Below are 13,553 nucleotides of genomic sequence, written 5' to 3'. Positions count from 1 at the left end.
GGCTATATTCAACTTAAAGTGAATTTATAGTGTTTTCAATTCTTTCCTTAACATTATCTTTACCAATAATCTGGCAAATAGTACATAGGTCAGGAGTATTTGCTTCACCTGTAATAGCAACACGAATTGCCTCAGAAACCTGAGCAACATTGCCCTTGAAACTTTCAGGTGACTTCTTGTATGCTTTCATATCAGTAGTAAAACCAAGTTCTTCTGAAAGTGTCTTTACCTTATTAAACCATGTTGAGTTGTCATCATTTTCATCATAAGATTCAAGATACTTTGTTAAGATAGCCTTCACTGTTTCATTATCAAAGTCATACTGATTCTTTGGTACAAATGTTTCCTTAAAGAAGTATGATAGACTAGCCATAATCTGTTTTGCATAAGCAAAGTCTTTTCTTCTTCTCTTTTGGTTAAGGCCCATACAAAGTGTTAGAACCTTTTCCATATATTCCTTGTCACCGAAGTACATATCGTAATGTTCAGCATCATATTCCTTAGTCCATTCTTCTAGGAAAGAATAAACTTCTTCAAGTGACATTTTTGCAAATTCTTTCTTACAAATATCATGGAACTTCTGTAAATCAAACAATGCACCACTCTGTGACATTTTCTTTACTGAGAATGGGAATTCATTAATATCCTTGTTAGGGTTTTTGTCATGCCATTCTTCAAAGTTACTGTTAAGTAGTGTTAATAGATAAATCTTAACAGTATATGGGTGGTAACCGTCTTGACGATAGAAGTCTAGAGAAAGTTCAGGGTCTTTTCTCTTAGATAGCTTTCTCTTCTTGCCTGTTTCTTCGTCAATCTTCATTAGGTGAGCAGTATGAGCATACTTAAACTGTCTAAAACCTAATACCTGATTTAGCTGGAAGTGAGTTGGTACTGAGCTTAGCCATTCATTACCACGAATTACAAGTGTTGTACCCATTAATGTATCGTCAACTACATGGGCAAAGTGGTATGTTGGAACACCGTCACTCTTTAGAATAACAATATCGTGAGTATTCTCAGGGAATGAGATTTTGCCCATAATCTTATCTTCGATTGTGATTTCTTTATCTTCACTACCAGGGGATTTTAGTCTTAGAACCCAAGGCTTACCTGCCTTTAGGTTTTCTTCAATTTCTTCAAGTGTAAGTGAACGACACTTTGCCCACTTACCATAGTAACCCGGAGTAGCATTTTCTGCCTGTTGAGCCTCTCTAAGTTGTGCATTATCTTCTTCAGTACAGAAACAAGGATAAGCTAAGCCTTTCTGAATAAGCTCCTTAGCAAACACATGGTAGTACTCTACTCTCTGACGCTGATAATAAGGACCATAGTTATTGTTGCCCTTATCTTCTTGACCTGCACCTTCATCAAATTCAATGCCAAAGTACTTCATAACATTGATAATAATATCAACTGCACCATCAACTTTACGCTTTAGGTCAGTATCTTCAATTCTTAAATAAAACACACCATCTGATAGGTGAGCAATTCTTTCATCTGCTACTGCAGAATATAGGTTACCAAGGTGAATAAAACCTGTTGGTGACGGTGCTATACGAGTAACCTGAGCACCTTCCTTTAAATTTCTTTTAGGGAATTTTGCAAAAACTTCTTCCCTAGTCATTTTACTATCAGGTAGTAAAAGTTCAGCTAACTTGTTGTAATCCATATTATCACCACAAACTCTAAATTTTTTCATTTTTTAATTTCAAACTATCAAAGTAAAATTTCTACTAAACTAAGTAAAAATCATACTTACACATACTAAATTATTATAAGATTATAGTAGTATTTTGTCAAGAATTATCCCCTTGTTTATAAATAATTTGTATCTGTGTTGTAAATAGATATGACCCATTTTAGGGTAAAAATAAAATACGATTTAATATTTCGCTTGTTTTACTGACTTTTGATTATGAATATTAATTAATGAATGGATTTCAATTCTAACTTTTCACTCAATAACTGCATTGGACTTTGTATTCAAGTGTTCTCATTGTCTTGTTATTACTCCATTCTAAATGTCCTTTTAACTTTGTATTTAATTCTTCAATATTTTTGAATGTTTCCCAATCATAGAAATATCTTTGGTCGTTTCTATGACTTCTTTCTACCTTCCCATTGTGCCAAGGTGTTCGTGGTGGTATTAATTTATGATTTATACCTAATTTGTTCAATTCTATTTCAAAAGGACTTTTCACTTCACTGCTTTGATATTTATATGTGAACTCTCTTCCGTTATCTGTTTGAACCGTTTTTATTTTAAACGGAAATTCTTTTAATAACATTTTCAAGAATTTAGTTGAGTTTTCCGGTGTATGTTCTTCAAACCCATATACAAATCTCATTCTTGTACATTCATCTATTGCAGTCCATTGATAAAAATGCTTTCCGTCCCTTAAAGCCTTGCCTCTTAAGCAATTGTATGGCACTTCTTTTACATCTATCTGCACCTTTTCTCCAGGTATTAACAGCTCCGGATATCTTCTATGATTACGGCTCTTTTTCTTGGTCTTTTTATATTTTACTAAGCCCATTCTTTTTGCAGCATATATCATTCCTGAATAGCTTCTTGTATATCCTTTTCTCTTTAAATCACTGTATACTCCATCCCATCCATATCTTTCATAGCACTTTTAAAAGAATTTCTAATTTGTCTTTCTTCTCTTTTGTGTGTCTGTTGGGATGACTATGTGGTCTGCGTGATTTAGGCAATAGCGATTGCCAGGTACCGTCATATTGTTTACACCATCTCTTTACGCTTGAAAGACTTACACCGTACACTCTACTTGCTTCGCTTTTTCCTTTCTTAGTGCGTATTTTACTATGGCTTGCTTTTTCTTTGCTTCTTGTGTTATTATATTCATGAGGAGTACTTCTTTCTTAGGTTAATGTTTTTGAGCGATTCCATTATACCATATTTTGAAGTTACTCCTCTTTTTTATTGGGTCATATCATTTTAGCACATACATATCCCCTTGTTTATAAATAATTTGTATTACTATAAAAAGGGTTGCCATATAACACAACGACAACCCTTAAAACTTTAATATTAATTTTATTATTCTGCTGAATTTTCTGTTTCTAAATACCTTTTGTAAGCATCTTCAAGAATCAAATATTTTTGTTCATCGGTAGCTTCCATATTCCACTTAGTACCATTCTCAGCAGTATCATCGTAAATCTTCTCTATCATTTTTCTATCATTTTCAGAAAAATCATGTATCATGCCAAGTCTTTGGGTTTCTGTATCTATGTAAATATTAGAACCTACCTGTACATCATTATATGACTTAACACTGGTGACAAAGATAACTTTATCCTTAATTTCCTTTATATTTAGAATATTGTTTAAACCGGATACAAAAAATCCATCTTCACAACTGATTTTGTAAAAGGCAACATTAGTTATAGGACATCCTTTAACACCATCAATTGTATTATAATCATCCCATTCATCTCTATTATTGTACAATACATCAATAATTTTCTTGTCTTCACTAGACAAAGTAATATCTTTAGTAATTACTGTATTAGTAATTTCTGTTTGTTGCATATTATTTGTTTCTTCAATATTTTCAGTATTTGAACTAACATTACTACTAATACTATTACCGGTTTTTGAACAACCACAAATTGATAATAAAAATATTAAACATAGTGATAAAACAATTAACTTTTTCATTTTGGTTTTACCTCACCACATCCACAAGTACCCACATAATTTTGGTTTTCTCTTCCACACTTTGGACATATCCATACATTACTAGTTTTAGTTTCTTTTTTATTGATTATTTCTATCAAGTCTGTTTTACATTTAAAACATTTTGTATTATTACTACTATTAAGCTCCCCACACTTTGGACAAGCAATAAATCTTGGTTTGTCTTTTTCAGCATTTTCTTCACTGTTCACATTAGTATTTTCACTCTTACTTGATTCACCTGCACAAAACATTACTATACTTAATATAAGAAAAATAATACCTAATACAATAAAAATGTAAAACAATGTTGAGTACATTTCCACTGCTTTTGAACTTCCACCAAGAGAACCGACTGAGGACATTTTTCCATTTATTATGCTTATTACTTTTGCCGGTTTAGCACTATGTTCTCCACGATAAGCAAAATAAGCAAAAATAAAATTGGCAATACTTAAAAATATAAACAATGCCCCACTACAACCACTTTTTTCTTTCATATATTGTACCTCCTATTCTACATTAGAATGTAGTCTTTACTATAATATACTACATTCTAATGTAGAGTGTCAAGAGGTTTTTTCTTTGTTATTCTCAATATAGAGGTGTTAATAATGAATAAAAGACCAAATCAAAATGAATCCGGAATTATATTTAAATTGGACAAAGTTATGAAAGAAAAAGGCTATTCAAAAAACAAACTATGTGTAAACTGCAATTTAAGATTTGAAACTGTACAAGGCTACTATAACGGTAATATTAGCAGAGTTGACCTTTATGTTCTTGCGTCCATTTGTAAAGAACTACATTGCAATGTTCAAGATATAATTGAATATGTAGGAGATTGATTGATACACACAACACATCTTTTGTCGATTGACTTTATATTGTGAAAATGTTATAGTATTCTAAAGGAAATAGGTGATATTATGAAGAAATGTGAATTTTGTGGCAAAGAAATTTCTTATTTTGATATGTACTGTCAGGATGAATGTCAAGAAAATGCCAACAAATTTTATGATTTAAGAGATAAATACGGCAAACTATTTGCATTTTTAGATGCTATATTTGTATTTTTAATTCCTATCGGAATTATGGCAGGTTCACTTTTTGGTGCTATTGGTGACAGTCTGATAGTTATTGGTTTTGGTGGTTTAGGAATTATGCTACTGCTACTTCCTTTTCCAACAGAAAGTATGATTAGAAAACATCAAATCAAAAAAGCAATACTTATGTGCAGAATTTTTGCATTGATACTTATTTTAATTGCAATTATAGGCATTTTTGTAATGTTCTAAAAATCAATAAAACTGAATATTTCTTATTTTTAGGTCAAAACTAATTTTGAAATCATTTATGGAGGTATATATATGATTGATAAAATAGCTTTGACCCTTTTAATTATCGGTGGTATTAACTGGGGTCTTGTGGGCATTTTTAAATTTGACCTTGTGGCATTTTTGTGTGGTGGTCAGACCGGTGTAATCAGCAGAATTATTTACATCATTATTTGTCTATGTGCAATTTGGTGCATTACTTTGCTTTTCAAAGATACCACTAACGCAAATTCCATTACCGATAACAATTCTAAATAGCAATTTCAAAAGCAAATCAAAAACAATATTAAATGTAGGTTTAAAAGAAAATCAAATAACATTTAGGATTAAAAAATCGTAACCGTCAAATCATCCTAAAAAACCCCTGCGAGTTTGTTCTCGCAGGGATTTCCACATATGTATCAAATTTTAACTTTGCACTCCTCTGGTGCATTCCAAGGCAGTAGAATATCAGCCGTTTCATTTTCCTTAATATTAGGGAACTTTTTGAAGATATAGGTCAGATATCTAAACGGATTCAGATTGTTCTCTTTGGCTGTTTCGATTATGCTGTACATAACAGCACTGCCAGTAGCTCCTGACTCAGTATTGGCAAACAGGAAATTCTTTCTGCCCATCACAAAGGCTTAATGCTTCTTTCGGCTCGGTTATTGTCAATTTCTAATCTGCCGTCCTCTAAATATCTTCTGAGATATTTCTCGTTATTCTTAAGATAGGTAAACGCACCACCAAGTTTGCTTTTAAATGCTATGCTTTGCTTTTCAGCCCAGCACAAAAGCGTCAAGAATTGGCTTTGATTTTTCTTGTCGCACCTTTAGTATTTCTTCATAGCTTTTATCAGCTATTTCTTTTCTATTGCATATAGCTGATTGCAGTAATCTAAAGCAATTCCAGCTGTTGAGTTTGCTCGTTCGTCCTTGCTTATCATTTCTAATGCTTCAGCAAATTTTCTTCTGCAATGCGCCCAGCAACCAACAACTGTGAAGTTATCTCCAAGTTTGTGATATCCCTGATAACCATCTGCGTGTATGTAGCCATTAAAACCTTCAAGAAAGTTCTCCGCATTTTCAATCTTTCTGTTTGGTTTGTAATCATACAGTACGATATTCTTTTCAGAGCATCCACTCGTTCTGTACAGCCACATATATGCTTTCTTTGGAGTAGGCTTCTCTTTGGTTTTCAGTACCTGCAGTGTTGTTTCATCTGCATGGATTACTTCCTCTTTTATGAGAAGCTCTCTTAACTTCTCATATATTGGTTCTAACCACAGCTGACTCGCTTTAAGTATCCAGTTAGACATTGTCTGTCTTGTTAATTCAACACCTTGCCTTTTCAGGTCTTGTTCTTGTCTATAGAGTGGTGAGTATATCACAAACTTCTGTGTCATAATGTGAGCCACTGCTTCTGGTGAAGCAAAGCTGCCTTTGATTACTGGCTTTTCCTGTGGTGTTTTACTATTGGGGTCTCAATACCGTGTTTCTCACAATTCTTGCAGGCGTAGGTGTAATATACATCCTCCTGAATAATCACCTCAGCAGGTTTGATTTTTAATGTTTTCTTTACTTCCTTACCAATAACCTCAAGCTGTTCATTACAGTTAGGACATACCTTTTCTTCTTCGGGAAGAGTATGCTCTACAACAACTGTCTTGATGTTTTCTGGTAATTTGTCAAGAGTAGCTTCTTTCTTTTCGGGTATGAGAAGCCACCTTAACCTCTTCCTTTGCTTCTACATCTGAGTAGAGCTCTGCTTCGTTATGAAGAAGACTAAGCTGTTCGTAAATATATTCCGATTGTTCACTTTTTGAGCCATAGGTCTTTTTATTATTTATCTTAAGCTGCTCCATCAGCCACTTCACCTGTGTTTCAAGTTCTGAACAGTGCTCTTTTAATGATTTTAGTTCATTATATTCATCCAGTGAAATAGTAATTGTTTCACTGTTTTATCCTTGATTATCATACCTATATTATACCACAAAACAAGGCAAAAGTACAGTATTTAAGCCATTTTATGAGAACTTTATTCCACTTATTTTTTGTGTTGACTTAGGCTGGATTATATTAAGTCCCTCCATTAACCAACGATATTGCTGAGGTGTTATTGTGACACATTCTTCAGATTTTCGAGGCCATTGAAACTTACCTTTTTCAAGCCTTTTATACAGAAGCAGAAATCCGTCACCTTCCCAATACAAACCTTTAATTCTATCCGTTCTTCGTCCACAGAAGAGAAACAAAGCATTTGTACAAGACTCAAGCTTAAACTGCTTTTCTATTATTGTTGCAAGTCCGTCTATTCCTCTGCGTAGATCAGTATATCCACTTGCAAGGTATATCGGGCAATTACAATTAAAATCATTAAGCATTTTTCATTGCCCTCAACACAGCTGTTATTGTAGCTTCGTCAGCACCATTATTGATTTCTACTGTGAAATCATTTCTTTGATAGAAATCATAGGTGAGTTAGCGTTTACTTCTGGTTCTACTGACACTTCTATGAATTGAGGTCTGTTTTTTGAGTGTAGGCTTCGTATACCTTTTTCTGTCTGCTCCAAAATGTACTTACAGGAATATTGTTATTTCTGCACCACTGCGCAACACTTAACCCACTGTTGTTGCATTTCTCTACTTGGTTTGCCCAAAGAGCCAGGTTCTGTTCTTTTCTTAATGTTCTGATACCTTTGTTCATACGAAACTCTCCAATCGTTTTTTGTTGTAGTCTATTGTAGATGTTCGTCTACAACTTATTTACTTGGATATTTTCGCATGTTTTCAAATCCGCTTCAAGACGCTGGCTTATTTGACGGTTACAAAAAATCAAACATTATAGTATTATAAAAGGTATTATAAAATATCAATTGTAAAATCAAATAACCCTAAAGTAAAAACGGCCGGTACATAAGTACCGGCCGTTTTAGTTTGTTTAATATTAATTTATAGTGTTACTTACAATAGTCTTATGCACTATTGTTCTACTTTCAGTAAAAATTTTTTGAACAGACTTTCTCCATAATTCTGGTATACTGTTCTAGTCAGTCCAATTATCTTGTATATGCTTATATGCTACAAATGGCTTATCAGTTTTTGGAGCATTATATCCTAAAACATCCTCAATACAATTTTCTAACACAACTAATTTACTATCATCACTTAAGGCTTCTCTTATTGGTTTATTAAAACACTCTGCGCCATTCACTCCAAAGTCACCATCATGTATAACATAGACATCTATAGTCATAGCTTTTAAATATTTAACTAATGGAATAATTGCAGCTTTTCCACGAGCCCTTACTATATGCCAATCAGAAAATATTTGATTTTTTAGAGAGTGTGGCATTCTGTTTATGGTCTCAGTCAAAACAACTTGTTCAGTGTCACCTTCCACAATCAAGACTTTTTTAACAAAAAAACATCTAGCAATTGATTCATCAATTTTTAAAATCATTTTAATATAATTTTTTGAATCTCCTTGTAGTTTTATAAACTCATCTGTAACATTAAAAGGCATAGATTCAACCAATTCAGCTTTTCCGTCTTCTGATATATCATCCCTTATAGTAGTCCATAAACTGTTAAGTACTTGAGATGGTTTTTTGCTAATATCAATCATATACGGAGAATGGGTTGTACAAACAATTTGATTATCTGCATTCTCTGCCAAGTTATATATCGTATCTCTCATTTTACTAATAGCATTCGGATGCAAATAAATTTCCGGTTCTTCAAATCCGATAATCAAAGGTCTTGTTTCAGAATTATTTTTTCGATTATCCCTTAAACTTTTATACCTTAATAAAGCAAACACTGTGGATCTAATAAGTCCGGTTCCCTGTAAATTGGCAGGTGTTGTAATATTGCTATTCATTTCTATACGGAATGTTGGCTTTATTACACTATCAGCATCACTTAAATTAGCTAATGTTGTAATTCCCGTACCAGGAAATATTTCCGATACAATGTTATTAAGTTCCACAATCATTTTAGAAATTTCAGTACTAGTATCTTCAGGATTTAATTCTTGGCTTAATTTATCCAAATATTCTTGAGCCTTTTTGTAATTTTCTGAAGATTCTCTTATTTCAGAAAATAATTCATTTAAGGTCTTTTGAAGTGTACCTGATGATCCTGTTATTTCATCTTCTCTATCCTGTGCCGGTATGAGTAAGTACTTAGGCAATTTACTCAATACATTCTGAGGAATACCACCGGGATTTTCTACCCATACTTCTTCAGTTTCATCAAAATCAAATATTTCATCTACTGAATCAAACATTCTTTTTTGCTTGTTCGTCAACTTCTTATCCCTATCTAATTGGTTTATTTCATCTGATAAATTACCTTCATCTAAACCATTATCCAAATAATCTTGTACAGTCTTACAATCTCTATAATTAGGTTTAATTTCTTTTTTAAATTCTTTGGTTTCAATTTTTGCTGAAGATGCACCAATACTAAAAGTTTTTCTGTATATAAAACTCAACCCGGTTTCACCGGCAACCTTGTTAATAGATGGTATTACTCTGCCTTTAAAGCCTCTCCATAACCTAGCTTCAGTAGGTAAATCACAGAATTCTGCTGTCAAAATAATATCATCAGCAATTCGTTTATTCTCTCCCTCTGTAGTGATACATGAAAAATATTCATTCTGATTTACTTTTTTACCATTCAACAAATAGTCAAGGGCATACAAAATACTACTTTTCCCAACATTATTTTCACCAATTAAGAATGTAGAATCAGAAAAAACAATTGTAGTATCGTAATGTTTTCTAAAGCCTTGAATTCTCAGTGAACGCAAATACATTACTACTCCTTCTTTCTTAAAAAACAATGAAATATATAATTAATTTTTGCATAATAGATGTTAATAAATATAAGATAAACTATTTATATTTTTCTTTTACATGTCCTGTCACATCTGCAATTTCAGGAAAGAGCTGACCTCTGTTAATTGAAAACTTGTCCAGCTGTTTTAAAATGCCCTTTTTAGCTTGTTTTTCTATTATATAAATTTGAATTTTTTTACCCTCTCTATACCTATACTTATTAATTACATTATTTGTTATATCAAATAACCCACAAATTATAAAAGCACCATCCTGCTTAATAATTCTATCATTCTTTTTCTCAGCAAGAACAAAAAAACAGTTTAAAATATCCTCTTTAACTATCTCATCTCTAAAGGCAGGTTTTTCTAATTTTACTTCATGAAGAAGTCTAATTGCTTTACAATTAAAATCACTTGTACTAAGAGTCTTATCCTTCGCCCATGTAAGCAATTTCTTCTTCATATTAGAATCTAATAGTGGTAAACTAGCTAATATTGAAACCGTATCGCTTTTTGGATACTTAATTTCATCAGTTTTCACATCAAAAACAACTAATTCACCTTGACTATTAAAATTATCACAACATGCAAAATAAAGTGCTACTAAAGGATTTCTTGTAATATCTAAAAGTCTTGTAGGTAATCCATAGTGTTGCATTTCAACTAAATAGTCAAGATGGGTAGAGGAGTTTTTAAATGAATCAGGACACTCTATTACAGTCTCATTGTATAGGTCACATTCATGCTCATACCAACTATTTAAACGCATTACCGAAGGAAGCAAAACATAATTCACATTAGAGTGACCTCTGTAATATATACTGTTTCCGGTTTTTCCGATTGATTGTAATATTTTATTTGCTTTATCAAAAGAAGTTATTAAATTAATCTCTACTTTAGATTTTATGTATATAATAGCCTGAGCAAATGACAATTCATCCAATTCAAAAGAAAAGCTAAGTTCACTTAACATTTCTTTTGTAGCTACTCTTCGCTGTTCTGCATTATTATAAATTCTATAAATCCAATAAACTATTGCCTTTGCTTCAATAGCACTCATTTCCATTTTCTCATTATAACAAACTAAATTATTTTTACTAAAAGAGTACCAATATTCGTTTGCCTTATCTCTTTGTGGATATGAATTTTTATAAAGATAAGCAAAAGGTGATTTCATTGCAGACAAAGAAGAATAAATCTCATTTTTATTTATTCTTGCAAATATATACTCAGACATATCACAATAGTAATCCTGTCTTAACTTGTTTATACATACTATTTCAAAAGCTTTTTTAATAATTGTATTTTCAATCAGATTGTTTTCAAAAAAGAAAAAAAACATAAATACTTACCCCTTTTCTTAAATTAAAGCATATTTATCATTAAATTTTAATACAATTATTTTTCCTCTCCTACACACAACTTCGACAAATAAAGGATAACTTTAAATTATCTATGGGAAAGGAAGTTAAAAATGATTAATGAAAAAATTGTATTAGTAACAGATAGTAACACAAAAATAAGTAAGGCTTCTATTTCTGACCGTAATTTGGAAGGAAACAGTTGCATATCCACTCAAAAAATTTCGGATGCAATCAAAAACTGTTGCAAAGAATTTGAAATGTATACGGAAATTGAAGATTTTGTTGATAATATTAAACAGCATAAAAGTAATTTGATATTCCCAATGAAATATGGTAAAAATACCCCTGATTCAAAAAGCATAGTTCCCGGTATATGCGAAGGAATGAATATGCGATATATCGGAGCAGATGATTATACACATATGATTTGCAACGATAAATACACATCTAAATTATTTGCAAAACAGTTTGGAATAAAATCTGCACCTTGTTTTTTAGTAAGGAATTTAGATAACAAAGATTATGTTATTAAATCTATAAGATCTTTAAAACTTCCCCTTGTCATAAAGCCAAATTTCGGAGGTGGCTCTACCGGAATATCTAATAATAATGTTTGTGTTGATTACGATAAAGCTATTACACTTTGCGAAGAATTATTTTACTATCACAAAATGCCTATATTGGTAGAGGAATATCTAGACGGACAAGAAGTTGAGTTAATTATAGTTGGTAATAAAAATCAAGTTGTCTTTAGTCAAGAAGTACAATTGACAATGGCAAATAAAGAACTTTTCGATAAAGAAATTTGGGGATTTGAAACCAAAAAAATTGATGACTCAAGTATAGGATTTAAATTAAGTAGCTATATTGATGAAAATACTAAAGAAAAACTTCATTGCTTATTCAAATCTTTTCATAAAATAGAATTTATGAGGGTGGACGGAAGATTTCATAAGGGCGAATTTCATTTAATAGAATTATCCCCTGATTGTTATTTAGGTGACGATTGTGCATTCTATTATGCGTTCCAAAAACAAGGATATTCTTTATCAGAAATGTTTGAATTTCTTATAAACAATGGCCTAACTCACTATCAATTGTGAACTCCCAATAACCTAAGAAATCAACTCTAAATGGAAATTTTGAATAAAAAGAATTACTATCACATAACCCATTTATACCTTCTGCAAGGCTTCTTGTAAATTCTTTTGTGTTAGGATTATTTATTATTGCTATGATTTTTTTGTAATAAAAATTTGTCATTTCAATATTTTTTATTCTTGAATAATAAAAAAATAAATCTTGATAAACAATATGTAGAAACTCCTCATATTGAAAGTTTGAATATAAATCTTCTATTTTTTTAACATAAAAAGATGCTGTATCATACTTATCTGTCAGGCAATAATAAATTAATAAGTTACAGTATATGAGTACAGTTTCATATACTGTAACTGATAATAAAGATGAATCAAGTAAAGCTTTTTCAGTTTTTTGATCGTATTTATTACCCAAAATGTCAATTACAGCAATGTTATTCAAATAATAGCATATTGTAGTACTACTTTGATCCAATGATAGAGCACTTTTTAGTGATTTTTTTGCTTCTAATAGATTTCCTTTATAAGCATAAATCATTGCTAAAGACATATATACGGACGAAACATTTAGGTTCATTTTTTGAGTTTTAAATATTTTTAATGCTTTCATATAATATTCTATTGCTGTTTCATTATCATCACATAATTCAGCATAATTTCTAAGTACATATGCATACTCCTTGAATTTCATATAAAAAGGATTATTTAAAATTTCTATACCTAGTTTTCCAGATATATTAGAACTGTGCATTTTCATACAATAATTCATTAGTGCTAATTCGAGAATAAGTTTCAGTCTGCTATTGGTTGGTGCATTTTCAATTAATGACTGTAACTTAACTTCAGTTTCAAATGATTCACTCAAGGAATAGATTAACCCTTGCAATGCCAAATGATAGTTATTATCGGCATCAAAAATAGTATTAAGGTTTTTCTGTGCTTCATCTGCAAGTTTATTTGAGATGCAAACTTCAATTAATAAGATTGTTAATTCATATATACCTTTTTGTATAATTATACTATTTGCTGTAATTTTTAATATAGATTCTCGATATTCCACTAGCTTATTAACTAATAATTGTGGATACTTTTGATTATTTAAAAATTCTTTTAATCTAGGTAATAAAGAAAACAATTCTTCATCAGAAAACTTCATACATAGAAATAATAACGTAACCGTCAAATAAGCCAGCGTCTTGAAGCGGATTTGAAAACATGCGAA

Annotated in this window: 17 protein-coding genes and 1 pseudogene; 4 read left to right on the top strand and 14 right to left on the bottom strand. The window is 31.3% G+C overall.

Going from position 1 to position 13,553, the window contains the following annotated elements:
* Positions 1-13 precede the first annotated feature (13 nt).
* The 5 genes from gltX to E5Z56_RS08680 form a co-directional block, all read right to left on the bottom strand.
* Positions 14-1,669 carry a glutamate--tRNA ligase gene (gene gltX, locus E5Z56_RS08700; protein ID WP_138157981.1) on the bottom strand — a complete coding sequence of 552 codons (1,656 nt, stop codon included), beginning with the start codon at positions 1,667-1,669 and terminating at the stop codon, positions 14-16.
* A gap of 289 nt (positions 1,670-1,958) precedes the next feature.
* Positions 1,959-2,558 (bottom strand): DDE-type integrase/transposase/recombinase, encoded by a 600-nt coding sequence (locus tag E5Z56_RS08695; protein WP_138157435.1) that lies wholly within the window; start codon positions 2,556-2,558, stop codon positions 1,959-1,961.
* Between the two features lie 67 nt (positions 2,559-2,625).
* Positions 2,626-2,820, bottom strand: a complete 195-nt coding sequence (locus tag E5Z56_RS08690) for a helix-turn-helix domain-containing protein (RefSeq protein ID WP_138157434.1) — start codon at positions 2,818-2,820, stop codon at positions 2,626-2,628.
* Between the two features lie 241 nt (positions 2,821-3,061).
* On the bottom strand, positions 3,062-3,685 hold the full coding sequence (locus E5Z56_RS08685) for a hypothetical protein (RefSeq protein WP_138157433.1): 624 nt from the start codon (positions 3,683-3,685) through the stop codon (positions 3,062-3,064).
* Complete coding sequence (locus E5Z56_RS08680) at positions 3,682-4,203, bottom strand: zinc ribbon domain-containing protein (RefSeq protein WP_138157432.1); 522 nt, start codon at positions 4,201-4,203, stop codon at positions 3,682-3,684. The genes E5Z56_RS08685 and E5Z56_RS08680 overlap by 4 nt, the downstream gene beginning before the upstream one ends.
* Before the next feature lie 114 nt (positions 4,204-4,317).
* On the opposite strand from E5Z56_RS08680, the gene E5Z56_RS08675 reads away from it, so the two are divergent.
* The 3 genes from E5Z56_RS08675 to E5Z56_RS08665 all read left to right on the top strand — a co-directional run bounded on the left by E5Z56_RS08675 (position 4,318) and on the right by E5Z56_RS08665 (position 5,298).
* The gene (locus E5Z56_RS08675) at positions 4,318-4,551 is read left to right on the top strand and encodes a helix-turn-helix domain-containing protein (RefSeq protein ID WP_138157431.1); all 234 of its coding nucleotides are present in this window, start codon (positions 4,318-4,320) and stop codon (positions 4,549-4,551) included.
* A gap of 81 nt (positions 4,552-4,632) precedes the next feature.
* Positions 4,633-5,001 carry a hypothetical protein gene (locus tag E5Z56_RS08670; protein ID WP_022506266.1) on the top strand — a complete coding sequence of 123 codons (369 nt, stop codon included), beginning with the start codon at positions 4,633-4,635 and terminating at the stop codon, positions 4,999-5,001.
* Positions 5,002-5,073: 72 nt separating this feature from the next.
* A complete protein-coding gene (locus E5Z56_RS08665; protein WP_138157430.1) occupies positions 5,074-5,298 on the top strand; it encodes a DUF378 domain-containing protein in 225 nt (74 codons plus the stop codon).
* A 143-nt stretch (positions 5,299-5,441) separates the two neighbouring features.
* On the opposite strand, the gene E5Z56_RS08660 is transcribed toward E5Z56_RS08665, so the two are convergent.
* The 8 genes and pseudogenes from E5Z56_RS08660 to E5Z56_RS08620 all read right to left on the bottom strand — a co-directional run bounded on the left by E5Z56_RS08660 (position 5,442) and on the right by E5Z56_RS08620 (position 11,209).
* A complete protein-coding gene (locus tag E5Z56_RS08660; RefSeq protein WP_138156894.1) occupies positions 5,442-5,657 on the bottom strand; it encodes a transposase domain-containing protein in 216 nt (71 codons plus the stop codon).
* Positions 5,657-6,475, bottom strand: a pseudogene (tnpC, locus tag E5Z56_RS08650) (IS66 family transposase); the annotation flags it as partial. The gene E5Z56_RS08660 and the pseudogene tnpC, both read right to left, overlap by 1 nt.
* A complete protein-coding gene (locus E5Z56_RS11930; RefSeq protein ID WP_408638890.1) occupies positions 6,469-6,693 on the bottom strand; it encodes an IS66 family transposase zinc-finger binding domain-containing protein in 225 nt (74 codons plus the stop codon). The gene E5Z56_RS11930 and the pseudogene tnpC, both read right to left, overlap by 7 nt.
* Positions 6,694-6,709: 16 nt before the next feature.
* Positions 6,710-6,886 (bottom strand): IS66 family transposase, encoded by a 177-nt coding sequence (locus E5Z56_RS08640; RefSeq protein WP_138157428.1) that lies wholly within the window; start codon positions 6,884-6,886, stop codon positions 6,710-6,712.
* A 162-nt stretch (positions 6,887-7,048) separates the two neighbouring features.
* The gene (tnpB, locus tag E5Z56_RS08635) at positions 7,049-7,405 is read right to left on the bottom strand and encodes an IS66 family insertion sequence element accessory protein TnpB (RefSeq protein WP_138156313.1); all 357 of its coding nucleotides are present in this window, start codon (positions 7,403-7,405) and stop codon (positions 7,049-7,051) included.
* A 128-nt stretch (positions 7,406-7,533) separates the two neighbouring features.
* A complete protein-coding gene (gene tnpA, locus E5Z56_RS08630) occupies positions 7,534-7,728 on the bottom strand; it encodes an IS66 family insertion sequence element accessory protein TnpA (RefSeq protein WP_138156583.1) in 195 nt (64 codons plus the stop codon).
* 339 nt (positions 7,729-8,067) lie between these two features.
* Positions 8,068-9,843 (bottom strand): AAA family ATPase, encoded by a 1,776-nt coding sequence (locus E5Z56_RS08625; protein ID WP_207668582.1) that lies wholly within the window; start codon positions 9,841-9,843, stop codon positions 8,068-8,070.
* Between the two features lie 79 nt (positions 9,844-9,922).
* Positions 9,923-11,209, bottom strand: coding sequence for an FRG domain-containing protein (locus tag E5Z56_RS08620; RefSeq protein WP_138157427.1), 1,287 nt, complete (start codon positions 11,207-11,209; stop codon positions 9,923-9,925).
* A gap of 132 nt (positions 11,210-11,341) precedes the next feature.
* On the opposite strand from E5Z56_RS08620, the gene E5Z56_RS08615 reads away from it, so the two are divergent.
* On the top strand, positions 11,342-12,334 hold the full coding sequence (locus E5Z56_RS08615) for a D-alanine--D-alanine ligase family protein (protein WP_138157426.1): 993 nt from the start codon (positions 11,342-11,344) through the stop codon (positions 12,332-12,334).
* Here the strand turns inward: E5Z56_RS08615 and E5Z56_RS08610 are convergent.
* The gene (locus E5Z56_RS08610; protein ID WP_138157425.1) at positions 12,300-13,487 is read right to left on the bottom strand and encodes a tetratricopeptide repeat protein; all 1,188 of its coding nucleotides are present in this window, start codon (positions 13,485-13,487) and stop codon (positions 12,300-12,302) included. The two genes, E5Z56_RS08615 and E5Z56_RS08610, sit on opposite strands and share 35 nt — an antisense overlap.
* Positions 13,488-13,553: the final 66 nt, after the last annotated feature.

This window comes from Ruminococcus bovis (assembly GCF_005601135.1).
GTDB classification, from domain to species: domain Bacteria; phylum Bacillota; class Clostridia; order Oscillospirales; family Acutalibacteraceae; genus Ruminococcoides; species Ruminococcoides bovis.
Note: the sequence above shows the minus strand (reverse complement) of the source record. Positions and strands in the feature narration are given on the sequence as shown.